This is a genomic window from Bacteroides sp. OF03-11BH (genome assembly GCF_003604005.1).
Classification (GTDB): Bacteria; Bacteroidota; Bacteroidia; order Bacteroidales; family Bacteroidaceae; genus Bacteroides; species Bacteroides ovatus.
On the sequence record NZ_QTMW01000024.1, the window covers coordinates 1 to 22,561 of the forward strand.

The following is a 22,561-nucleotide window of genomic DNA, read 5'->3' on the forward strand; positions in this document are numbered from 1 at the left end:
AGTTTATTTAATTTTTAATTCGTCCCAATTTTAATGGGACACTAATGATCTGAAATATAGGAAAAAAACTATCCGAACATGAAATAACTTTATTTTCATGTTCTAAACTTTTTATTGCCTAATCTCTGGATTTTTCCTGTTGAGTATTAGGCAGTTCCTTTCTTGTGCCCTATTCCTATATGTGATTTCCATTTTTATAGAGACGCGCGCCTTGTGTGTGTATTGTCCGTTACCTAAGAAGTAACGGAAACTTAAGGGGTAAAAAAGTATGATTCTAACGAAAGAAACTTTAAGTGCTGGGCCTAAAATTGGGACAGGGGAAGGCGTAGCACACTCTAAACGCTGGTATGTCGCTCTGGTTCGTATGCATCATGAGAAGAAGGTAGCCGAACGTTTAGACAAAATGGGGATTGAAAATTTTGTACCGGTCCAGCAAGAAGTACATCAATGGAGCGACCGCCGTAAAGTGGTTGAATCCGTGCTGCTTCCCATGATGGTTTTTGTACATGCTGATCCTAAAGAACGCAAAGAGGTTCTTTCCTTTTCTACCGTTAGTCGTTATATGGTAATGCGCGGTGAGAGCAGTCCGACTATCATTCCTGATGAACAAATGGCCCGTTTCCGTTTTATGCTCGACTATTCCGAAGAGGCAATCTGTATGAATAGCGCTCCTTTGGCACGTGGTGAAAAAGTACGTGTTGTCAAAGGTCCTTTGACTGGTCTTGTAGGAGAACTTGTCACGGTGGATGGCAGGAGTAAGATTGCTGTCCGGTTGAATATGCTGGGGTGTGCTTGTGCGGATATGCCGGTTGGGTATGTGGAAAAGATTGAAAATCAAGTTGCTGTATAAAAATGAATTATTGCATCAACTAAATGGGGCTTAATATTAAACTTTATTCATGAAATAATTATTCGAATGAATTATATATTTATAATCTTAGCTTTTGTTATTTCTGTCTGTATAGCGTTATTTGTCATACCTCGCATATTACTAATTTCTCTTCGTAAGAGATTATTTGATATACCAGATAAACGTAAAATCCATACATGTGCCATTCCACGTTTGGGGGGAGTTTCTTTTTTCCCAACGATATTATTTTCTTGTTGTTTGGTATTGGCATTCCGTACTATAACAGGATATTATATTTCAGATTTACATGCAACTTGTTTTTTATTGGAATGTTTGTTTTTAGTCTGTGGGTTGACTCTTTTATATTTGACAGGAATTACAGATGACCTTATTGGAGTGCGTTATCGCCAAAAGTTTGTGATACAAATTCTCTGTGCTTGTTTTTTTTCTATCGCAGAGCTTTGGATAAATGACTTATATGGGTTATTGGGGATATATGCAATTCCAAATTGGATTGGTATTCCTTTTACTATATTGACCATTGTTTTCATTACTAATGCTATTAATTTAATAGATGGAATTGATGGATTAGCATCAGGATTGAGTAGTGTTGCGCTTTTGGTCTTTGGCCTTTTGTTTATAGAGAAAGGGCTGTGGATGTATAGTATGCTTGCGTTTAGTACCTTAGGTGTATTAGTTCCTTTCTTTTATTATAATGTTTTCGGTAATGCAGAACGGGCACGGAAAATATTTATGGGAGATACCGGCAGCTTAACTTTGGGGTATATACTAAGTTTTCTTGCTATCAAATATAGTCAGAACAATCCTGAGGTAATTTCTAATACCAAAGGTACTTTTCTTATAGCCTTTAGTACACTAATAATTCCAGCTTTTGATGTGATTCGTGTGGTAATGGTACGTTTGCGTAATGGAAAGAGCCCTTTTGAACCAGATAAGAATCATATTCATCATAAATTTTTGGCAATGGGATTTACACCCCGTAAAGCTATGATTATTATAATATTAATATCCTGTGCATTTAGTGTTGTAAATATTTTATTGATACCATGGGTGAATAATACTGTGATATTGATAGGAGATATTGTAGCCTGGATTGCTTTAAATCTTTGGTGGGATAAAGTGAGAGATAAGCGCACACATTTAAACAGATTATATTAAAATGAAAGGTATTGTTTTAGCCGGTGGATCTGGTACTCGTTTGTACCCTATTACCAAGGGAGTTAGTAAGCAGCTTCTTCCCATATTTGATAAACCGATGATTTATTATCCCATTTCGGTTTTGATGCTTGCAGGTATTCGTGAGATTTTAATAATTTCTACTCCGTATGACCTTCCTGGTTTTCAACGATTATTAGGTGATGGTTCTGATTTCGGTGTCCGTTTTGAATATGCAGAACAACCTTCGCCTGATGGTCTTGCGCAAGCATTCATTATTGGAGAGGAATTTATTGGTGATGATTCGGTTTGCTTGGTACTAGGAGATAATATTTTTCATGGTCAGGGGCTGACTTATATGCTAAAAGAAGCTGTACGCATGGCTGAAGAAGAAAACAAAGCTACTGTATTTGGCTATTGGGTATCAGATCCCGAACGTTATGGAGTTGCGGAATTTGATAAAAACGGTAATGTATTAGGATTGGAAGAAAAGCCTGTTCACCCAAAATCAAACTATGCTGTAGTGGGCCTTTATTTCTATCCCAATAAAGTGGTTAAAATAGCAAAGAATAGCAAGCCATCTGCACGTGGAGAATTGGAAATAACTACAGTAAACCAATGTTTCTTGGATACTAAAGAATTAAAAGTCCAACTTTTAGGACGTGGTTTTGCATGGCTTGATACTGGTACGCACGATTCTTTATCAGAGGCTAGTAATTTTATTGAAGTGATAGAAAAACGTCAGGGGTTAAAAATAGCTTGTTTAGAAGGAATTGCTTTTCGGAAAGGCTGGATTACTCCTGAAAAAATGATGGCATTGGCACAGCCGATGTTAAAGAATCAATACGGGAAATACTTGATGAATGTAATAGATGAATTAAAAGAGAAATAGAAAGATGAAGCGGAATATATTGATTACTGGTGGTGCAGGATTTATTGGAAGCCATGTTGTTCGCTTATTTGTGAATAAATATCCTGAGTATCATATTATAAATTTAGATAAGTTGACTTATGCTGGAAATTTAGCTAATTTGAAAGATATTGAAGGTCAGCCGAATTATACTTTTGTAAAAGCTGATATTTGTGACTTTGAGAGAATAATACAGCTTTTTAAACAGTATAATATTGATAGTGTGATACATTTGGCAGCAGAAAGCCATGTTGATCGTAGTATTAAAGATCCATTTATTTTTGCACAAACGAATGTGATGGGTACCCTTTCATTATTACAGGCAGCTAAGTTGGCTTGGGAAACTTCAGAAACGGGATATGATCATAAACTTTTTTATCATATTTCAACAGATGAAGTATATGGTGCATTAGATTTTGACGGAACATTCTTCACTGAACAAACAAAATATCAGCCACATAGTCCTTATTCTGCTAGCAAGGCTGGTAGTGATCATTTCGTACGTGCTTTTCATGATACATATGGAATGCCTGTTATTGTTACCAATTGCAGTAACAATTACGGGCCTTATCAATTTCCCGAAAAGCTTATACCTCTTTTTATTAATAATATCCGTCATGGTAAAGCCTTACCGGTTTATGGTAAGGGTGAGAATGTACGTGATTGGTTGTATGTAGTAGATCATGCACGTGCTATTGATATCATTTTTCATAAAGGAAAAATAGCTGAGACTTATAATATTGGTGGTTTCAATGAATGGACAAATATTGATTTAATTAAGGTTATCATTAAAACTGTGGATCGGTTATTGGGTAATCCGGACGGTACTTCCGAAAAGTTGATTACATATGTAGCTGACAGAAAAGGACATGATTTACGCTATGCTATTGATTCTAATAAGTTGAAAAAAGAATTAGGATGGGAACCGTCTTTGCAATTTGAGGAAGGTATTGAAAAAACTGTTCGCTGGTATTTGGAAAATAACGAATGGATGGAAAATATAGCGAGTGGAGAGTATAATAAGTATTATGAAAGTATGTACAAAATATAAAAGTTATGAATGTATCAGATTGTAGGTTGATTGATCTTCCAAAATTTTTGGATAAAAGAGGTAATCTCTCTTTTGCCGAGGAATTTAAGCATATTCCATTTAAAATAGAACGGACATATTGGATATACGATGTCCCTGGTGGAGAGAAACGTGGAGGGCATGCATATAAAGAAAATCAGGAATTTATTATTGCACTTTCCGGTAGTTTTGATGTGCTCTTGGATGATGGTAAAGAGAGGAGAAAAATCCATTTGAATCGTTCATACTATGGATTGTACGTACCAAAGCAGATATGGAGACAGATGGATAATTTTTCTACTAATTCGTTAGCTTTAATATTATCTTCAACTCCATATGGAGAAAATGATTATATACGTGATTACGAAACTTTCAAAAATACTGCATTATGAGTAAAAATAGTACAGTCTATGACTGCACAATTATAGAGCTTGATAAGCATCACAGAGATGAAGGTAATATCACTGTGGTTGAAAATGTTAAAACTGTTCCATTTGAAGTAAAACGTACCTATTATCTATACGATATACCAGGTGGCGAGGCGCGTGGTGGACACGCTCATAAAGAATTGTTTCAGCTGGTGATAGCTGCTAGCGGTAGTTTTAATGTAACAGTTGATGATGGCAGTGTGAAACGTACCTTTTCATTAAATCGTCCTTATCAAGGTCTATATATTGTTCCGGGAATGTGGAGAGAACTGGATAACTTTTCATCTGGAGCAGTGTGCCTGGTACTTGCTTCAATGCCTTATGATGAAGCTGATTATATACGAATATATAAGGATTTCTTGGAGTATAAGAATACAAAATGAAAAAGCGGGTATTGATAATTGGTGGTAATGGACATGGTTCTGTTATTGCAGCTTGTATAAAAGATAATCAGAAAAACGGATACGATGAAGATATTGAAATCTGTGGTTTTGTGAACGATTTTGTAGATAATGTAGATGAGTATGCTGTTTTGGGAGGTACTGATAGAATTCAGCATTTTGTCGATGAAGGGTATTATTTTATATGGGGAATACATATGATAGGACGAAATGTCTTGACAGAAGAACTGTTTAAGAGACTAAATGTTCCATTGGATAGATTAGTAACAATAATACATTATACAGCATTTATTGGAGAGAACGTGGTTCTTCATCCAGGGGTAGTGGTCATGTGTCATGCATATATTGCTCCTCGAACAGAACTGGGCATAGGGACAATGGTAAAATCCAATACTTGTATCGGACACGATGTTAAATGTGGACCATTATGTCATTTTGCAATGGGTTCGATAACCGGTTCATTGGTGGTTATAGGTAAGTGTGCTGATGTTTCTATAGGTGCTACAGTTTTAGAAAAGAGAAAGATTGGCAATTTTGCTATGGCAGGAGCAAGAAGTTTGGTTACTCATGATATACCAGACTCTGAAATACATGTAGGGTTACCTGCAAAATTCTTGAGAAGAATTATGGAAGATTAATTCAATAATACTAGGAATGTCAGAAGCAATGGACACTGAAAACAGAAACTCGTATAAACAAAGCCTAAAAGCTACATCATTGTTTGGAGGGGTTCAAATCTTTAATATACTTATACAAATCATCAGGTCTAAATTTGCTGCAGTATTATTAGGCCCTGAAGGGATGGGGGTTATGGGATTGCTTAATTCTACCATTACAATGATTTCATCCTTTACAAATTGTGGTTTAGGGACCAGTGCCGTACGTAATATTGCAGAAGCTAACGGAGCCAATGATACTAAACGTATAGCTTTAATTATTTCTGTATTTAGGAGATTGGTTTGGATTACCGGATTGACAGGTGCATTGATTTGTTTGGTTTCAGCTTCATTGTTAAGTCAAGTGACATTTGGAAATACAGATTTTACTTTTGCTTTTATAATACTTTCATTCTCGGTTTTATTGATGCAATTAACTTCCGGGCAAAATGCTTTAATGCAGGGGATGCGGAAGTATCGTTATTTGGCGAAGGCCAATGTAGTTGGCAATGCAGTCGGTTTAATATTTATCATACCGTTATATTATTTTTGGAAGATAGATGCTATTGTCCCTGTTTTATTGTTTTCGAATGCTTTGATTTTTATCCTGTCTTATATATATGCCCGCAAAATAAAGATTGAGAAGGAAGAAATAACCATTACGGATATAAAAGTTGAAGGGCGAGATATGTTGAAGATGGGAGTGTTGATCAGTCTTCAGGGTATGTTGGCAATATTAGCTTCCTATTTCATTCGTATTTTCATAAGTCGTATGGGTTCTATTGATGATGTCGGGTTGTTCAATGCGGGGTTTACAATAGTCAACACATATGTTGGATTGGTATTTACGGCTATGGCAACAGATTATTATCCCCGATTGTCAGCGATAGCTTCGGATAATGACTCATTTGTTAGGGCGATTAATCAGCAGGCTGAGATTTCGTTACTGTTGCTTGCTCCAATAATTATTGCTTTTATCGCTTATATACGGGTAGCTGTAGTAGTACTTTATTCTACAAAGTTTATACCTACTGAAGGTATGATGTATTGGGCAATGGCAGCCATGTTTTTTAAAGCCATGGCGTGGAGTATGTCTTATGGTTTATTAGCGAAAGGTGATTCCAAAGTATACTTTTGGAATGAATTTATTACAGTTTGTTATGGATTAATTTTTAATATGATAGGGTATTACTATTGGGGATTAATAGGACTTGGCATATCATCATTCATTAAATATGGATTCTATTTTTTGCAGCTATGGATCATTTGTCGAATAAAATGTAATCTCAAATTTACCAGATCAATAATGAAATTATTTATACTATTTTCTTGTATCACTGCCATAGTCCTTACCTGCAAAATATTAATGTTTGGCTGGAGTGGATACGCAGTGGTGACAGTGTTTTTAGTTTTAACGACATATTATTCATATACGGGACTAGATCGTAGGATAGGGATTAGGCAGGTTATAATAAACAAATTACATCGTAAAAACTAATATGATGGATGATGAAGAAAATATTGCTCGAAATAAAACATTCAATAAATAAAAGAATCGGAAATGCTATAGAAAGTATATCATGTAGACTCTATTATCATTCAAAAAAGAACAGTTGGGGGCATTGTTTATATGCGATGAATAATATGGTTTTACGTTGTGTTTCGTTTGTACCGTTTGAAGTTGTTAGTCATCATGTCTATGCGAAATCGCATTTGACTTCATCTATAATACCACTTATTACTAATAGAGTAGGGTATACAAGTAAGTTAACCTATGAGTTGGAGCCTTTGAAGAAAGAACTGATATCAGTTCCGATGCAAGATATTTTTATTTATAAACATGAAGGTGTTAGAATACAAGGAAATTCCGATTTTATCTTAAATGTGAAAGAAAAGTGTGTAATTAACGACTTCTGTTATAATATGAACGATCGCTATGTGATGTTTGATGGGCTTTTATTGCGGTTAAAGAATAATGTTGCTGTTTTACGTAACGATGGCGGTATTGGGAAATGTCGTTATTTGAAGTCTGGAATTATGCTTTCAGGGAAATTTTCATGTAATTACTATCATGAATTGTATGAAATTCTCATTAAACTGCTTGTCTTCAACAGAATAAACATATCAAAAGATGCTCCGTTGATAATCGATGAAATCGTAATGAAAATAGATTCTTTTAAAAAGATTTTTGAGATTCTTAATGAAACCCAACGTGACATAATTACTATAGGAGAAAAAGAAATAGTAGAATTTGGTACTTTATATTCTCTTTCTGCTGTGAATTCTATTGCACCTCATTATAGAGATATTACTGATCCTGATCATTTATTTGGGTTTGTTTTTGATTGTCATTTAACATTGCAAATGCGTGATAAATTGCTCTTGTTTAAGTCTAATTTAGCAACTCCGAAACGCATTTATCTGACACGGAAGAGTACAAAAAAGAGGCATTATAATGAATCTGAAGTTTGGGGAGTACTTAAAGAATATGGGTTTGAAGTTGTTGCTCCCGAAACATACACTTTTTGTGAGCAAATGGCCTTGTTTAATAATGCTGACTATATTGTGGGTGGTTCTGGAGCTGCATTTACAAATTTATTGTTTTGTCATAGCGGTTGTAAGGTTATTTGTTTTAGATCCATAAGAAACTATTCTCCAATATTTTCGACTATTGCTAATATTGTCGATGTTAAAATGCGGTATTTAGCTGGTATTTCTGATAGTACAGTAGATTTACATGCTGATTACATTGTCAGCACTGATAAACTGAAAAAAATGATTGATTATAATGAGGATTAAAAATAGTAATGACATAACTTATTTTATAGGAGGTATATTACTTTTGTTAACTCTAAGGCCATTTTTTACTTGGAGTCTAAGTGGGTCTTATGCGCAAATTGTATTTCTTTTCCCATTGGCGATTCTATTCTGGCGGAATTATAGAATGAATAGATTGAATGTGCTGTATCTGTTTTTCTTTGTTTTTACCCTTTTGTTAGCTTCTATTTCTCAAAATCGTAATCTGATAGGATTCTTTTTTATGATTATTTTGGCAGCAGTACCTTTTGGATCGAAAAGATTTATGGTTAACGTGTTTGATAGGTACAAAACGTTATATTCTATAATAATTGGAATATCCATTTTGGTATGGCTGTTACTTTTCTTTGGTATTCCTGTCCCTGGAAAAATAATAGCTCCTTTGAATGCTGTAAAAACATATAATTATATTGCATATCCATTTTTAGTTATTCCCAACTATTTAGGGGCAGGTCTTGATGTTTATTTTCAATCATTAAGATTTTGTGGCCCTTTTGATGAGCCGGGTGTTGTTGGTACTATCGCCGGACTTATGCTGTATATAGATAATTTTAATCTGAAGGATAAAAGGAATATATTTATTTTAATTTCTGGACTTCTTTCATTGTCTCTATTTTTCTATGTCCTTTCTGCCATTTTTTTAGTGTATTTTTTATTTTCTAGAAATGTCAAGGTCGTATATAAATTCTTCATCTCTTCTTTAATGGCATTGTTAATTGTTTTTTCTATGCAAAATACAATGACTAGGTTGTTGATTTGGGATAGATTGGAATATGATAAAACACAAGGGATGATCAGTGGGGATAATAGGGCTGATAGTAGTTTAAAAAGTTATTTTAATTCTATTCAGGGTACAAGTCAATATTGGTGGGGGGTAGATAATAAGAGACAGTTGGCAAACTTCTCGGATAGTGCTGGTTATCGAAATGCAATTCTGTCCAATGGAGCTGTTGTCTGTATTATGTACCTGCTTTTCTTTGTTCTTTATGCCTTAAATCGTATAAAGTCCATATGGTATATTCTTATATTTATAACCTTGCTACTTGCTACATTATATCAGCGTCCTGGGTTATTTTCTGTTAATTATATCTTTCTATTTTCTATGTATATAGTAATGCACGACAAACGTGAAAATATAAAATTAAATCCATGATGCATATTTGTTATCTCACAGGGCTTTATTCTCGAAAAGACCCATTGATCTTTGACCGTCAGGGGAAGGCATTGGCAATGGCTGGCTATAAAGTTACTATTGTTGTTTGTGACTTAGAACCGAATGAAACAATTGATGGTATTGAGTTTATTTCGTGTAACTATAAGCCATGCTCGCGTATAGAGAGGATGCTGAATACCAAGAAATTTCTTTATAGGAAAGCACTGATGATAAATGCAGATGTATACCAAATTTCTGATCCGGAGCTATTATCTCTTGGGGTTAAATTGAAACATAAGGGATATAAAGTTGTATTTAATCTTCGTGAGTTTTATCCTGGCATCATTCATGATAAAGCATATTTGCCTAAAATGGCTCGTAATGTAATTGCAGTGCTGATGGAGAAATATCTGAAGTCATCTCTAAAGAAATATAATGCTGTATTTACTGTAACTGATGATACTGACAATCGCCTTGAAAAGTGGGGAATAAAGAATCATTATGTTATTAAAAATTTCCCTGTTGTATCTTCCAGGTTTACTTTATCCAAGGAGGAATATTTATCCCGTAAAAATGTTCTTGGATATATTGGAACAGTCTATTGGATTAGTTGTCAAAAAGAAGTATTAAAAGCTTTAGCGGAATTGCCGGATATCAAATATTATGTTGCAGGTGTGATTGAAGAAGGATATGTTGATGTTCTTGAAACTTTTCCAAACTGGAAGAATGTGGATTTTGCAGGGCCGTTTAAGAAAGAAGAGATATCAACAGTTTTTTCAAAAATGACTATTAGTAATACTCTTCGGGATTTTAGTCGGACAGGCAGTCCGAATGGATCTTTTGGTGTGTTGAAAATATTTGAAAGTATGGAGGCGGGGTTACCGGTGTTGCTTTCGGATGTGAAATGCTATCGTGAAATTGTAGAAAAATATAATTGTGGAATTTGTGTTGATCCACATAATTCGCAGCAAATAAAGGAGGCTATTCAATATTTAGTTGAAAATAAGGAAATGGCTTATCAGATGGGGCAAAATGGTCGGCGAGCAGTTTTAGAAGAGTATAACTGGGAAAGTCAGGCTAAACTATACATTGAAGTATTAACAAATATATAAAGCGAGGAATATATGATACACCCACTGGCTGACTGTCAAAGTAAATTAATTGGTGACGGGACTACTATATGGCAATTTTGTGTCATCTTAAATGGTGCTGTTATTGGAAGTAACTGCAATTTATGTGCCCATGTTTTTGTAGAGAATGATGTTATTATAGGTAACAATGTTACTGTAAAATCAGGAGTACAATTGTGGGATGGTCTAAGAGTAAAAGATAATGTTTTTATCGGAGCAAATGTCTCTTTTATTAATGATTTGATTCCTCGTTCAAAAGTCTATCCAAGTGAATTTTTAATGACGACACTTGAGGAACATTGTTCGATCGGAGCCAATTCTACAATAATGGGAGGATTGATTATTGGTGAGTACGCTCTTGTCGGGGCAGGAAGTGTTGTTACAAAAAATGTTCCGGCACATGAGATTTGGTTTGGTAATCCTGCATGTAAAAAAGGGTATATCACTAAAGATGGTATTGCTCTGGACTTAAATATGTGTGATAAAAATGGAGTTAAACATAAAATATAAAACGGATATGATTAAATTTTTAGATTTACAGAAAGTTACTGCAAAATATGCAGAAGAGATTCATGAAGCAGTATTGAGAGTCGTTGATTCAGGGTGGTATTTACAAGGCAAAGAAAATGCAATGTTTGAAACACATTATTCTTCATATATTGGTACTAAATATACTATAGGATGTGCTAACGGCCTTGATGCATTGATTTGGATTTTCCGTGCTTATATTGAAATGGGGATAATGAAACCTGGAGATGAAGTTATCGTTCCTGCAAATACCTATATTGCTTCTATTTTAGCCATTACTGAGAACGGACTCATTCCTGTGTTGGTTGAACCCAATCTGGAAACATATCAAATTGATGATTCTAAGATTGAAAAAGCTATAACTTCTCGTACAAGAGCTATACTTATAGTACATCTCTATGGTCAGTGTGCGTATACTGAGAAAATAGGAGAATTATGTGAAAAATATAATCTTAAGCTTGTAGAAGATAATGCGCAGGCACATGGCTGCAAATTTAATGGGAGAATGACAGGCTCGATAGGCGATGCTGCAGGGCATAGCTTTTATCCGGGTAAAAACTTAGGTGCATTAGGGGATGCAGGAGCTGTGACAACGAATGATGATGAGTTGGCACATATAGTAAGGTCGGTTGCTAATTACGGATCTGCAAAGAAATATGTTTTCCAATATGTAGGGCGTAATAGTCGTCTTGACGAAATTCAGGCAGCTATTCTTGATGTTAAACTCCGTTATCTTGATAATGATATACAATTAAGAAAAGAAGTTGCAAAATATTATATAGAAAACATTGAGAATCCAGCGATTATTTTGCCAATTGTGAAAGATTGGAATGCACATGTATTTCATCTTTTTACAATTCGTTGTGCAGATCGTGATGGCTTGCAACAATATTTAGCAGAGAATGATATTCAAACTAATATCCATTATCCTATTCCTCCTCATAAACAAGAATGCTATAAAGAATGGAATGATCTTAGCTTTCCAATTACAGAATTGATTCATGCTGAAGAATTGAGTATTCCAATGAGTCCTGTTATATCTATGGAAGAGGTTGAAAGGGTTGTAAAAGTGTTGAATGCTTGGAAGTAATAATCTTATGATGAAGAAAAAGACTATTTGGTTCATAAATAAAGATGCAGCACCTATTGAATTTTATGGCACTCATTTGAGAACAATAAAGTTGGCACAATATTTTCAATCAGAAGGCTATAATGTGAAATTGTTTTGTTCTAGTTATGTTCACAATAGAAACTTATGTTTGTCTGACTCTAATAAGACATTTGAAGAGAAAACTTATGATAATATCCCTTTTGTTTTAGTAAATGCAGGTTGTGGATCTACTAATGGGATAAGAAGGATTATATCATATTTTAGGTTTGCGGTTAAATTATTCATCCATAGAAAACAATTTGAGAAACCGGATGTGATAATTCATACATCTCGTATTCCTTTTGATATTCCAATTTATCAACTTGCTAAAAAGGTAAAAGCAAAATATATTGTGGATGTTACAGATTTATGGCCTGATTCATTCGTAAGCTTAGGCTTATTGGGAAAAAATAATCCATGCGTGAAAATTGCTTATTGTTTAGAACGATATATTTATAGTAAAGCAGACAACGTTGTTTTTTCTATGCCTGGTGCAGTTAATTATGTGAGAGAAAACGGATGGGATAGTGATCAGGGGGGGACAATTGATTTAAATAAATTGCATTATATAAATAATGGTATTGATTTGTCTGAGTTTAATGTTAACATGCAAAGATACAAAATAGAAGATTTTGATTTGGCAAACGATAAAACTTTCAATATTATTTATTTGGGAAGCATTCGATTGGCAAATAATCTTAAACTGCTTATAGATTCAGCTAAAATATTGCAGAATAATAGTGTGCAGGTCTTGATTTATGGTGATGGTGAGGATAGGGCTTTTTTAGAGCATTATTGTGAAGAACAACAGATTACAAACGTAAAATTTAAAGCAAAATGGACATCACCTGAGTATGTGCCATATATACTTTCAAAAGCAGATGTGAATGCTCTGAATTATTCTACTAATTTCGGGAAGTATGGTGGCAGTATGAATAAGATGTTTTTGGGACTGGCAAGTGGTAAACCATTATGTTGTAATGTGGGAATGCCATACAGTATCATATTAGAGGAGGGTGTCGGCATAGACTGTAAGTTAACTGATCCGCAGGATTATGCCGCTGCTATACTTTCGCTTAAAAACTTGCCTTCTGATGAGTATCAGACAATATGTAATAAAGCGAAAAAAGCAGCCGAAAAATATGATTATGCGAAACTATGCGTGAAATTTAAAGATGTCTGTAATTTGTAAATTGTTAGTAAAAAGATAATTAGTAAAAAACATGAAAATAACTTTAATTGGTGCGTCAGGTTTTGTCGGGACTCGTTTGATTACACTTTTGAAAAAAGCACAAAGATATGAGATGTTGAATATTGATTTGCAACAAAGTCGTTTCTTTCCAGAAGTTACAGCAATTGGTGATGTACGTGATCAGGATTATTTAGATAAGAAATTGGAAGGGGCTGAATGTGTTGTTTTATTAGCAGCACAGCATCGGGATGATGTTGTTCCGGTATCTCTTTATTATGATACAAATGTAGGTGGTATAGAAAAGACATTAAAAGCAATGGAGAAAAATAATATAAAACGAATCATTTTTTTTTCATCTGTTGCAGTATATGGTCTAAATAAAAAGAATCCAAATGAAGAATATCCGGCAGATCCGTTTAATCACTATGGGAAAAGTAAATGGCAGGCAGAGCAAATTTTGCATGAATGGTATAAGTTACATCCGGATTGGAATATTGATATTATTCGTCCAACAGTCATTTTTGGAGAACGTAACAGAGGCAATGTGTACAATTTATTAAAGCAAATTGCGAGTGGAAAGTTTCTAATGATTGGTTCTGGAAACAATAAAAAGTCAATGGCTTATGTCGGTAATGTTGTTGCTTTTGTAAAATACATGATTGATGAGGTTCGGACAGGTTATAATGTGTTTAATTATGTTGACAAGCCGGATTTTACAATGAATGAACTAGTGGCTCATGTGAGCAAAGTTATGAATAAACATATTCCGGCTACTCATTTCCCTTATTGGTTGGGCATGATAGGAGGATATTGTTTTGATATATTTGCTTGCATTACTCGTAAGAAATTGGCAGTAAGTTCTGTGCGTGTGAAGAAGTTTTGTGCAACAACTGAATTTGATGCTGCTAAAATACATTCTTCTGTTTTTAAAGCTCCTTATTCTTTAGGAGAGGGGCTGGCAAGAACTTTAGAGTTTGAATTTATATACCCCCCTACAGATGATATTACTTTTAAAAGTGAATAAGATGATAAGAATATGGAAAAAGTAAATAAACTAATATGTGTGATATTGTTGTCTTTTTTATTAGCAGCATGTCAATCTTATAAAAAGGTACCTTATTTGCAAGACGTGGAAGCAGTCAATCAAGCTACTCAGCAGGAAACTCTTTATGATGCAAAGATCATGCCGAAAGATTTATTGACAATTGTGGTTTCGTGTACCAGTCCGGAACTAGCTGCACCCTTTAACTTGACAATTGCCAGCCCGTCTAATTTATCAATACAGTACACTACTACTCAGCCTGTGTTACAACAATATTTGGTTGACAATGAAGGGAAAATATCTTTTCCAGTATTAGGAGCACTGACAGTTGGAGGGCTTACAAAGAAACAGGCAGAGCAGTTAATCGTTGATAAATTGAAGCCTTATATGAAAGAAAATCCTATTGTTACAGTACGTATGGTAAATTATAAGATATCAGTCATTGGAGAGGTTGCTCGACCGGGTACATTTACTATTTCTAATGAGAAGGTGAATCTATTGGAGGCATTGGCCATGGCTGGTGATATGACGGTATACGGTCTTCGTGATAATGTGAAGCTGATTCGTGAGGACGCAAATGGCAAACAGCAAATTGTCACTTTGGATTTAAATAATGCCGAAACGATTCTTTCACCTTACTATTGGTTACAACAGAATGATATTGTTTATATAACTCCCAATAAAGCAAAGGCTCGAAATTCTGATGTGGGCAATAGTACCAGCCTCTGGTTCTCCGCTACCTCTATCTTGGTATCCGTTGTCAGCCTATTAGTAAACATCTTAAAATAACGATTTGCAATGAAAGAAACAGAATTCAACGGAACACAAGAGCCTAAGGAAGAAAGTATAGATGTCAAGGAACTGCTGTTTAAGTATTTGCTCCATTGGCCTTGGTTTGTGGGGGCGGTTGTGGTATGTTTGATTACAGCATGGGTCTATTTGTATATAGCTACTCCTGTGTATAACATATCTGCTACGGTTTTAATAAAGGACGATAAAAAGGGAGGTAGTGCCGGAATGCTTTCTGGGCTAGAGAGTTTGGGATTGGATGGTTTGATGTCTTCTTCACAGAATATTGATAACGAGATTGAAGTGCTCCGTTCCAAGACTATCGTCAAAGAAGTGGTTGAAGATTTGGGCCTCTATATTTCTTATACGGATGAGGATGAATTTCTTTCCAGGAATATGTATAAAACTTCACCTGTACAAGTGAGCATGACTCCGCAGGAGGCCGATTTATTGGAGAAACCGATAATTGTGGAGATGATATTGCAACCACAAGGAAGTCTGGATGTGAATGTGAAGCTTGGCGATGATGAATATCAGAAACATTTCGAAAAGTTACCGGCTGTTTTTCCTACCGATAAAGGAACATTGGCTTTTTTCCTGACACCGGATTCTGTATTATCTAAAAAAATATTGGAAAAAAATACAGATTCAGAAAAGACTACACGTAATATTACAGCAACAATTAATAAGCCTTTGGCTGTAGCGAAAGGGTATTGCAAAAATATGACTATTGAGCCTACTTCCAAGACCACTTCTGTGGCTGTCATATCATTGAAAAACTCAAATGTACAACGCGGCAAGGATTTTATCAATAAGTTATTGGAGATGTATAATATCAATACGAATAATGATAAGAATGAAGTGGCACAGAAAACAGCAGAATTTATCAATGAACGTATTAGTATTATTTCTAAAGAACTGGGTAGTACGGAAAAGGATCTGGAAAGTTTCAAACGTGGGGCGGGTATTACGGATTTGACCAGTGATGCACAAATAGCTTTGACGGGTAGTGCTGAATATGAAAAGAAGCGTGTGGAGAATCAAACCCAGATTAATTTGCTGCAGGATTTGCAAAAATATATGCAAAATGAAGGTTATGAGGTTTTACCTAGTAATATCGGATTGCAGGATGTGAATCTTGCGGCTGCCATCAACCGTTATAATGATGTGCTTGTTGAGAGAAAACGTTTGCTGCGTACATCAACGGAGAATAATCCTACCATTATAAACTTGGATACAAGTATTCATGCCATGAAAGAGAATGTACAAGTATCTTTAGACAGGGTTTTGCGTGGATTGTTGATTACAAAGGCAGATTTGGATCGTGAAGCGAATCGTTATTCCCGTCGTATTAGTGAGGCACCTGGTCAGGAGCGTGAGTTTGTGAGTATTGCTCGCCAACAGGAGATAAAGGCCGGACTTTATTTGATGCTTCTTCAGAAGCGTGAAGAGAATGCGATAACTCTGGCTGCTACAGCCAATAATGCGAAGATTATAGATGACGCTATAGCGGATGATACTCCTGTATCTCCTAGAGGCAAGATAATTTATCTGGTTGCTTTAGTGTTAGGAATCGGAATTCCGGTGGGGATTATTTACCTGCTCGAATTAACCAAATTCAAGATTGAAGGTCGTTCTGATGTAGAAAAGCTTACTTGTGTGCCTATTGTTGGTGATATTCCATTGACTGATGAAAAGCAGGGTACTATTGCTGTATTTGAGAATCACAATAACTTGATGAGTGAAACTTTCCGCAATATCCGAACGAATCTTCAGTTTATGCTTGAAAATGACAAGAAGGTGATTCTGGTTACTTCTACGGTTAGTGGTGAGGGTAAATCTTTCATTTCTGCTAATCTTGCTATTAGTCTTTCTTTATTAGGGAAGAAAGTAGTAATCGTTGGTCTTGATATTCGTAAACCGGGCTTGAATAAAGTATTTAATATTCCGAGAAAAGAAGTTGGTATAACTCAATATTTGGCTAATCCGGAAAAGAACTTGATGGATTTAGTACAGCTTTCTGATGTAAGTAAGAATCTTTATATTCTTCCCGGTGGAACAGTTCCTCCTAATCCTACCGAATTATTGGCTCGTGATGGACTGGATAAAGCGATTGAAACTCTTAAGAAGAATTTTGATTATGTGATTCTGGATACAGCTCCTGTTGGTATGGTAACTGATACCTTGTTGATAGGACGTGTGGCTGACCTGTCTGTTTATGTCTGCCGTGCAGACTATACTCATAAAAACGAGTATACTTTGATCAACGAACTTGCTAAAAAAGATAAATTGCCTAGCCTGTGTACTGTAATCAATGGTTTGGATCTGAAAAGAAGAAAATACGGTTATTATTACGGTTATGGTAAATATGGCAAGTTCTATGGTTATGGTAAGCGCTATGGTTACGGTTATGGATATGGAGAACATTTTCATGACAAGGAGTCATAAATTCAACCAAAATATAGCGGTTAATAAACTTTGACATAGAATTCGCCAATATATATTTTATTGGTGATCGAGATTTTTTTAAGTTAATAATGTCATAGAGTACTTTTAATACTTTACACGAAAGTGAGATGGAACATGTAGGTCCCTAACTTCATGCTACACATATGAAGCACCCTACATTTTGTGGTCAGGAAATGTACGGCGGTGTATTCCTGATCAATGCCCTCATGTCGGTGTAAATCCGATGTGATTTCTATTATATCAACTGTCTGTGAAGATCGTTGATATTTGAAATGATATTATCACTAGATAATATACAACTCAAAACGGGAGACAGCACTTTTGTTGTCTTCCGTTTTTATATTGAATACTTCTTCATTATAAATATTGGTACTTTATCGGGAGCTTACAAATACTCTTATTTTTATTTGCTGTTTTGGACATTTTGAAGTACCTTGCACACCTATTTTAAAGAATATTTTTTTAACAGGAGAATAACAGGTATGGATAATCATGTTGTAATAATGGCTGGTGGCATAGGGAGCCGCTTTTGGCCGATGAGCACTCCGGAATGTCCTAAACAATTTATTGATGTAATGGGATGTGGCCGGTCGCTGATTCAGTTGACGGCAGACCGTTTCGACGGTGTTTGCCCTAGGGAAAATATGTGGGTCGTAACTTCTGAAAAATACATTGATATTGTTCGGGAGCAGTTGCCGGAAATTCCGGAAAGTAATATTTTGGCGGAGCCTTGTGCGCGCAATACTGCGCCCTGCATTGCTTTTGCTTGCTGGAAGATCAAGAAAAAACATCCGAATGCTAACATTGTAGTAACTCCTTCGGATGCATTAGTCATTGATACGGGAGAATTCCGTAGAGTGATGGAGAAAGCCCTTCGTTTCACAGATGATGGCAGCGCTATTGTAACGATAGGTATCCGGCCAACTCGTCCGGAAACCGGATACGGATATATTGCTGCTGCCGATCAGCTCCAGACAGATAAAGAGATTTATACAGTAGATGCATTTAAGGAAAAACCGGATAAAGAGACTGCCGAAAAGTATCTGGCAGAAGGCAATTTCTTCTGGAATGCGGGAATCTTTGTATGGAATGTGCGTACTATTACTTCCGTGATGCGTGTATATGCTCCGGGCATCGCACAAATTTTCGATCGCATTTTCCCCGATTTCTATACAGAGAAAGAGAATGAAACAATCAAGAAGTTATTCCCTACTTGCGAAAGCATTTCTATCGACTATGCAGTGATGGAGAAAGCACAGGAGATTTATGTACTTCCCGCTTCTTTTGGTTGGTCAGATCTGGGTACATGGGGAGCACTTCGCGGTTTGCTTCCACAGGATAAGTCTGGAAATGCAACCGTAGGAACCGATATCCGTTTGTACGAAAGTAAAAATTGTATTGTGCATGCCAGCGAAGAAAAACGAGTAGTCATTCAAGGCTTGGATGGATATATCATTGCAGAGAAAGATAACACATTATTGATCTGCAAGCTGGAAGAAGAGCAAAGAATTAAGGAATTCTCGAAATAAAATTTATTTCGAGAATTGATACTCATGTGGTGTCATTCCTGTCATTCGCTTAAAGAACTTCGAGAAAAAAGAAGGATTAGGGAAGTTCAATTCATCAGAAATTTGATAAACAAGCAGATTGCTATGTTTTAGCAATACTTTAGCTTCTAATATAATGGACTGGTTTATCCAGTCCATTACTGTTTGTTGACTGGTTTGGCGGATGATCGTATTAAGATAACGAGGAGTGAGACATAGCTTATCCGCATAAAAACTAACATTACGTTCTTTCTTGCTATAAGCATTGACTAAAGAAATGAAACGCTGGAAAATCTCTTCCTGATGTGTCTGACAGCTCTGTTCTTTTTGATTGTTGTTTTTGACAAGATATTCTATATTGCACAAAAGACTGATTAGTAGATATTGAATAGCTTCCCGTCGGAACGTCGGTTCTTGTAATATATTCCATATTAAAGCAAAATAACTCTTAAACAAGTCGTATTCATGTGAGGTCAGAGATAATATGAGGTTTTTCTGTAACTGTGAGAGATGAGTGAAGAAATTGTCTTTTCCGGCTATAGAAAGAAATTCCGCGTCCATGGCTACCATCTGCATATCAAAATCCGGAGAGACTTCTATAATCTGAAGAATGGAATTCGGAACAATTAATAGTAGCTTGTCCGGCTGAAAAGTTTCTTCTATCAGGTTGATTAATACGCGTGCATATCCCTGTTTGATAACTGCGATACGTCCCTCTTTGATACGATAAGGTTGATCTATTGTGATAAGATTGGATTCTATTTTGGCGAAGCTGTTTACGAATCCGAAATGCGGAGATATGAAACGAAATTCGTTAAATCGGACGATATCCGGATTTTCTAAGATTTCGAGACCTATATTTAATGGTATTTTCTTTTCCATCTTTATCTGTTTTTTCCGCCAAAGATAATAAAAATCAGCAAATAGCCTTTTATTCTTTCTCTTTATCGAACTATTGGAACATTTTTACTAACTATCGGAATGTGAACGTATCTTTGAAACCTCTATCTTTGTCTTTTGAAGAAATTAAAGAAATGATGTGTATGAAAAGAATGGTTTTCAGTTTCTCCTTTTTATTGTTTGTATCGGGAATAAATGCGCAGATAACGTTGGAAGAATGTCAACGGAAGACGCAAGAAAATTATCCGTTGGTACATCAGTATGGCTTGGTGGAGAAAACAAAGGAATATAATCTTGAGAATGCGGCAAAAGGATATTTGCCACAGTTTGCCCTTTCGGCTAAAGCTTCTTATCAGAGTGAGGTAACGGAAATTCCGGTGAAGCTTCCCGGAGTGGATTTGAAAGGAGTGCCGAAAGATCAGTATCAGGTGATGTTGGAGTTACAACAGAAAATCTGGGATGGTGGAGGAATCCGGATGCAGAAGAAACAAACGACTGCGGAAGCGGAGATAGAGAAAGAAAAACTGAATGTGGATATGTATGCGCTAAATAGTCGTGTAAATGACCTTTATTTTGGGATTCTTTTGTTGGACGAGCAACTGAAACAGAATGCATTGTTGCAAGATGAACTGGAGAGAAATTATCGCCAGATTACTGCTTACGTAGAAAATGGCATTGCCAATCAGGCCGATTTGGATGCTGTGAAAGTGGAGCAGTTGAACACAAAGCAGAAAAGAGTTGAACTGGCTTCATCGCGTATGGCGTATTTGAAGATGCTTTCACTTTTGGTAGGAGAGAAATTGTCGCAGGAAACGGTTTTGGAGAAACCTGTTCCTCAAGATGACATTTCGGCTGTCGGTGAGATTCGTCGTCCGGAATTATCTTTGTTCAATGCGCAAGGAGTAGGATTGCAAGTACAGGAGAAAGCTTTGAATGTGCGTCATCTTCCACAGTTCGGATTATTCGTGCAGGGAGCTTATGGAAACCCCGGATTGAATATGCTGAAAAATGAATTTTCTCCCTACTATATTGCGGGTGTTCGCCTTTCATGGAATTTTGGTAGTTTGTATACCTTGAAGAATGACCGGAAGGTAATTGAAAATAAACGCCGGCAATTGGATAATAACCGGGATGTGTTTCTGTTTAATACAAGATTGGAGATGACACAACAAGATCAGGCCATCCAATCATTGGAAAAGCAAATGCAGGATGATGATGAGATTATCCGTTTGCGTACCAATATTCGCAAATCGGCAGAGGCCAAAGTGGCGAATGGAACATTGACGGTGACCGAGATGCTTCGGGAATTGACCAATGAGAGTTTGGCACGTCAGTCGAAAGCGTTGCATGAAATTCAACGGTTAATGGGAATTTATCAATTGAAATATACTACGAATGATTAATATAACTTCTTTAGATATGGAACGAATGACAAAGATAGGAATGTATGGAGTGGCATTGATTATGTTGGCTGCTTGTGGTAAGGGAATACCCGGCTATGATGCAACCGGCACGTTTGAAGCCACGGAAGTGATAGTCTCTGCCGAAGCTGCCGGAAAGCTGTTGCGACTGGAGGTAGAAGAGGGAACAAGACTGAAAGCAGGTGAGGAGATTGGGCTGGTGGATACGGTGCAATTGTATTTGAAGAAATTACAACTGGAGGCCAGTATGAAATCAGTGGAAAGCCAACGTCCGGATCTTGCTAAACAGATAGCTGCTACCAAACAGCAAATAGCAACAGCAGAACGTGAAAAGAAACGCGTGGAAAACCTGCTTGCCGCTGGAGCGGCGAATCAGAAACAGTTGGACGACTGGGACGCACAAGTCAAATTGCTTGAAAGGCAGCTTGTCGCACAGGAATCGTCATTGCAGAATAGTACGAACAGCCTGATAGAACAAGGAAATTCGGTTGCCATACAAGTTGCACAGATGGAGGATCAATTAGCTAAATGTCATGTCCAGTCGCCTATTGAAGGTACCGTATTGGCAAAATATGCAGAAGCCGGTGAATTGGCGGCAATAGGTAAACCGCTGTTTAAAGTGGCTGAAGTGGATCGCATGTATTTGAGGGCTTACATCACCTCCGAACAGTTGTCGCAAGTGAAACTGGGAGATGAGGTAACTGTGTATGCTGATTATGGAAACTCGGAGCAGAAAGCTTATCCGGGGGTAGTGACCTGGATTTCCGACCGTTCGGAGTTCACTCCCAAAACGATTTTGACGAAAAACGAACGTGCTAATCTGGTATATGCAGTGAAAATTGCCGTGAAGAATGACGGAGCATTGAAGATTGGCATGTACGGAGGAGTGACATTGAAAAATTAAAAATTGAAGATTAAAAATTAAACGCAAGG

At 36.3% G+C, this 22,561-nt stretch carries 21 protein-coding genes; 20 read left to right on the forward strand and 1 reads right to left on the reverse strand.

What is annotated here, in order from left to right; all coding sequences use genetic code 11:
* The first annotated feature begins 268 nt into the window (after window positions 1–268).
* The 18 genes from DXA54_RS17115 to DXA54_RS17200 all read left to right on the forward strand — a co-directional run bounded on the left by DXA54_RS17115 (window position 269) and on the right by DXA54_RS17200 (window position 19,289).
* Complete coding sequence (locus DXA54_RS17115) at window positions 269–850, forward strand: UpxY family transcription antiterminator (RefSeq protein ID WP_004300054.1); 582 nt, start codon at window positions 269–271, stop codon at window positions 848–850.
* Between the two features lie 66 nt (window positions 851–916).
* Window positions 917–2,029, forward strand: a complete 1,113-nt coding sequence (locus DXA54_RS17120; RefSeq protein ID WP_008776601.1) for an MraY family glycosyltransferase — start codon at window positions 917–919, stop codon at window positions 2,027–2,029.
* A gap of 1 nt (window position 2,030) precedes the next feature.
* Complete coding sequence (gene rfbA / locus DXA54_RS17125) at window positions 2,031–2,918, forward strand: glucose-1-phosphate thymidylyltransferase RfbA (protein ID WP_004309285.1); 888 nt, start codon at window positions 2,031–2,033, stop codon at window positions 2,916–2,918.
* Window positions 2,919–2,922: 4 nt separating this feature from the next.
* Window positions 2,923–3,987: a dTDP-glucose 4,6-dehydratase gene (rfbB, locus tag DXA54_RS17130; protein ID WP_004309284.1), complete on the forward strand. Its 1,065-nt coding sequence runs from the start codon at window positions 2,923–2,925 to the stop codon at window positions 3,985–3,987.
* A gap of 5 nt (window positions 3,988–3,992) precedes the next feature.
* Window positions 3,993–4,397: a sugar 3,4-ketoisomerase gene (locus DXA54_RS17135; protein ID WP_004300047.1), complete on the forward strand. Its 405-nt coding sequence runs from the start codon at window positions 3,993–3,995 to the stop codon at window positions 4,395–4,397.
* A complete protein-coding gene (locus DXA54_RS17140; protein ID WP_004300044.1) occupies window positions 4,394–4,816 on the forward strand; it encodes a sugar 3,4-ketoisomerase in 423 nt (140 codons plus the stop codon). The genes DXA54_RS17135 and DXA54_RS17140 overlap by 4 nt, the downstream gene beginning before the upstream one ends.
* Window positions 4,813–5,472: an acetyltransferase gene (locus tag DXA54_RS17145; protein ID WP_004309283.1), complete on the forward strand. Its 660-nt coding sequence runs from the start codon at window positions 4,813–4,815 to the stop codon at window positions 5,470–5,472. The genes DXA54_RS17140 and DXA54_RS17145 overlap by 4 nt, the downstream gene beginning before the upstream one ends.
* A gap of 16 nt (window positions 5,473–5,488) precedes the next feature.
* Window positions 5,489–6,988 (forward strand): O-antigen translocase, encoded by a 1,500-nt coding sequence (locus DXA54_RS17150; protein WP_004300040.1) that lies wholly within the window; start codon window positions 5,489–5,491, stop codon window positions 6,986–6,988.
* 8 nt (window positions 6,989–6,996) lie between these two features.
* Complete coding sequence (locus DXA54_RS17155; protein WP_243647662.1) at window positions 6,997–8,289, forward strand: glycosyltransferase family 61 protein; 1,293 nt, start codon at window positions 6,997–6,999, stop codon at window positions 8,287–8,289.
* A 145-nt stretch (window positions 8,290–8,434) separates the two neighbouring features.
* Window positions 8,435–9,460: a hypothetical protein gene (locus DXA54_RS17160; RefSeq protein WP_224262690.1), complete on the forward strand. Its 1,026-nt coding sequence runs from the start codon at window positions 8,435–8,437 to the stop codon at window positions 9,458–9,460.
* Entirely contained in the window at window positions 9,457–10,572 is a 1,116-nt protein-coding gene (locus tag DXA54_RS17165) for a glycosyltransferase (protein WP_004309280.1), read from the forward strand. The genes DXA54_RS17160 and DXA54_RS17165 overlap by 4 nt, the downstream gene beginning before the upstream one ends.
* Window positions 10,573–10,584: 12 nt before the next feature.
* Window positions 10,585–11,100 (forward strand): acyltransferase, encoded by a 516-nt coding sequence (locus DXA54_RS17170; RefSeq protein WP_004300033.1) that lies wholly within the window; start codon window positions 10,585–10,587, stop codon window positions 11,098–11,100.
* Between the two features lie 7 nt (window positions 11,101–11,107).
* A complete protein-coding gene (locus DXA54_RS17175; protein ID WP_004309278.1) occupies window positions 11,108–12,208 on the forward strand; it encodes a DegT/DnrJ/EryC1/StrS family aminotransferase in 1,101 nt (366 codons plus the stop codon).
* A gap of 7 nt (window positions 12,209–12,215) precedes the next feature.
* Complete coding sequence (locus DXA54_RS17180) at window positions 12,216–13,460, forward strand: glycosyltransferase family 4 protein (protein ID WP_224262691.1); 1,245 nt, start codon at window positions 12,216–12,218, stop codon at window positions 13,458–13,460.
* Between the two features lie 31 nt (window positions 13,461–13,491).
* Window positions 13,492–14,484 (forward strand): NAD-dependent epimerase/dehydratase family protein, encoded by a 993-nt coding sequence (locus DXA54_RS17185; RefSeq protein WP_004300024.1) that lies wholly within the window; start codon window positions 13,492–13,494, stop codon window positions 14,482–14,484.
* Between the two features lie 12 nt (window positions 14,485–14,496).
* Window positions 14,497–15,291, forward strand: coding sequence for a polysaccharide biosynthesis/export family protein (locus tag DXA54_RS17190; RefSeq protein WP_004309275.1), 795 nt, complete (start codon window positions 14,497–14,499; stop codon window positions 15,289–15,291).
* Between the two features lie 9 nt (window positions 15,292–15,300).
* A complete protein-coding gene (locus tag DXA54_RS17195; protein WP_004309274.1) occupies window positions 15,301–17,739 on the forward strand; it encodes a GumC family protein in 2,439 nt (812 codons plus the stop codon).
* A 503-nt stretch (window positions 17,740–18,242) separates the two neighbouring features.
* Window positions 18,243–19,289 carry a mannose-1-phosphate guanylyltransferase gene (locus DXA54_RS17200; RefSeq protein ID WP_004325717.1) on the forward strand — a complete coding sequence of 349 codons (1,047 nt, stop codon included), beginning with the start codon at window positions 18,243–18,245 and terminating at the stop codon, window positions 19,287–19,289.
* 3 nt (window positions 19,290–19,292) lie between these two features.
* Here DXA54_RS17200 and DXA54_RS17205 read toward each other — a convergent pair whose 3' ends face one another.
* Window positions 19,293–20,189 (reverse strand): helix-turn-helix domain-containing protein, encoded by an 897-nt coding sequence (locus DXA54_RS17205; protein ID WP_004300016.1) that lies wholly within the window; start codon window positions 20,187–20,189, stop codon window positions 19,293–19,295.
* Between the two features lie 161 nt (window positions 20,190–20,350).
* On the opposite strand from DXA54_RS17205, the gene DXA54_RS17210 reads away from it, so the two are divergent.
* Both DXA54_RS17210 and DXA54_RS17215 read left to right on the forward strand, forming a co-directional pair.
* Window positions 20,351–21,610 carry a TolC family protein gene (locus DXA54_RS17210; RefSeq protein ID WP_022199077.1) on the forward strand — a complete coding sequence of 420 codons (1,260 nt, stop codon included), beginning with the start codon at window positions 20,351–20,353 and terminating at the stop codon, window positions 21,608–21,610.
* 16 nt (window positions 21,611–21,626) lie between these two features.
* A complete protein-coding gene (locus tag DXA54_RS17215; protein ID WP_004325720.1) occupies window positions 21,627–22,532 on the forward strand; it encodes an HlyD family secretion protein in 906 nt (301 codons plus the stop codon).
* Window positions 22,533–22,561: the final 29 nt, after the last annotated feature.

What these genes read in the sequence shown, in the direction of transcription:
- DXA54_RS17115 (WP_004300054.1), top strand. Translation starts at nt 269, where the DNA reads ATGATTCTAACGAAAGAAACTTTAAGTGCTGGGCCTAAAATTGGGACA.
- DXA54_RS17120 (WP_008776601.1), top strand. Translation starts at nt 917, where the DNA reads ATGAATTATATATTTATAATCTTAGCTTTTGTTATTTCTGTCTGTATA.
- rfbA (WP_004309285.1), top strand. Translation starts at nt 2,031, where the DNA reads ATGAAAGGTATTGTTTTAGCCGGTGGATCTGGTACTCGTTTGTACCCT.
- rfbB (WP_004309284.1), top strand. Translation starts at nt 2,923, where the DNA reads ATGAAGCGGAATATATTGATTACTGGTGGTGCAGGATTTATTGGAAGC.
- DXA54_RS17135 (WP_004300047.1), top strand. Translation starts at nt 3,993, where the DNA reads ATGAATGTATCAGATTGTAGGTTGATTGATCTTCCAAAATTTTTGGAT.
- DXA54_RS17140 (WP_004300044.1), top strand. Translation starts at nt 4,394, where the DNA reads ATGAGTAAAAATAGTACAGTCTATGACTGCACAATTATAGAGCTTGAT.
- DXA54_RS17145 (WP_004309283.1), top strand. Translation starts at nt 4,813, where the DNA reads ATGAAAAAGCGGGTATTGATAATTGGTGGTAATGGACATGGTTCTGTT.
- DXA54_RS17150 (WP_004300040.1), top strand. Translation starts at nt 5,489, where the DNA reads ATGTCAGAAGCAATGGACACTGAAAACAGAAACTCGTATAAACAAAGC.
- DXA54_RS17155 (WP_243647662.1), top strand. Translation starts at nt 6,997, where the DNA reads ATGATGAAGAAAATATTGCTCGAAATAAAACATTCAATAAATAAAAGA.
- DXA54_RS17160 (WP_224262690.1), top strand. Translation starts at nt 8,435, where the DNA reads ATGAATAGATTGAATGTGCTGTATCTGTTTTTCTTTGTTTTTACCCTT.
- DXA54_RS17165 (WP_004309280.1), top strand. Translation starts at nt 9,457, where the DNA reads ATGATGCATATTTGTTATCTCACAGGGCTTTATTCTCGAAAAGACCCA.
- DXA54_RS17170 (WP_004300033.1), top strand. Translation starts at nt 10,585, where the DNA reads ATGATACACCCACTGGCTGACTGTCAAAGTAAATTAATTGGTGACGGG.
- DXA54_RS17175 (WP_004309278.1), top strand. Translation starts at nt 11,108, where the DNA reads ATGATTAAATTTTTAGATTTACAGAAAGTTACTGCAAAATATGCAGAA.
- DXA54_RS17180 (WP_224262691.1), top strand. Translation starts at nt 12,216, where the DNA reads ATGATGAAGAAAAAGACTATTTGGTTCATAAATAAAGATGCAGCACCT.
- DXA54_RS17185 (WP_004300024.1), top strand. Translation starts at nt 13,492, where the DNA reads ATGAAAATAACTTTAATTGGTGCGTCAGGTTTTGTCGGGACTCGTTTG.
- DXA54_RS17190 (WP_004309275.1), top strand. Translation starts at nt 14,497, where the DNA reads ATGGAAAAAGTAAATAAACTAATATGTGTGATATTGTTGTCTTTTTTA.
- DXA54_RS17195 (WP_004309274.1), top strand. Translation starts at nt 15,301, where the DNA reads ATGAAAGAAACAGAATTCAACGGAACACAAGAGCCTAAGGAAGAAAGT.
- DXA54_RS17200 (WP_004325717.1), top strand. Translation starts at nt 18,243, where the DNA reads ATGGATAATCATGTTGTAATAATGGCTGGTGGCATAGGGAGCCGCTTT.
- DXA54_RS17205 (WP_004300016.1), bottom strand. Translation starts at nt 20,189, where the DNA reads ATGGAAAAGAAAATACCATTAAATATAGGTCTCGAAATCTTAGAAAAT.
- DXA54_RS17210 (WP_022199077.1), top strand. Translation starts at nt 20,351, where the DNA reads ATGAAAAGAATGGTTTTCAGTTTCTCCTTTTTATTGTTTGTATCGGGA.
- DXA54_RS17215 (WP_004325720.1), top strand. Translation starts at nt 21,627, where the DNA reads ATGGAACGAATGACAAAGATAGGAATGTATGGAGTGGCATTGATTATG.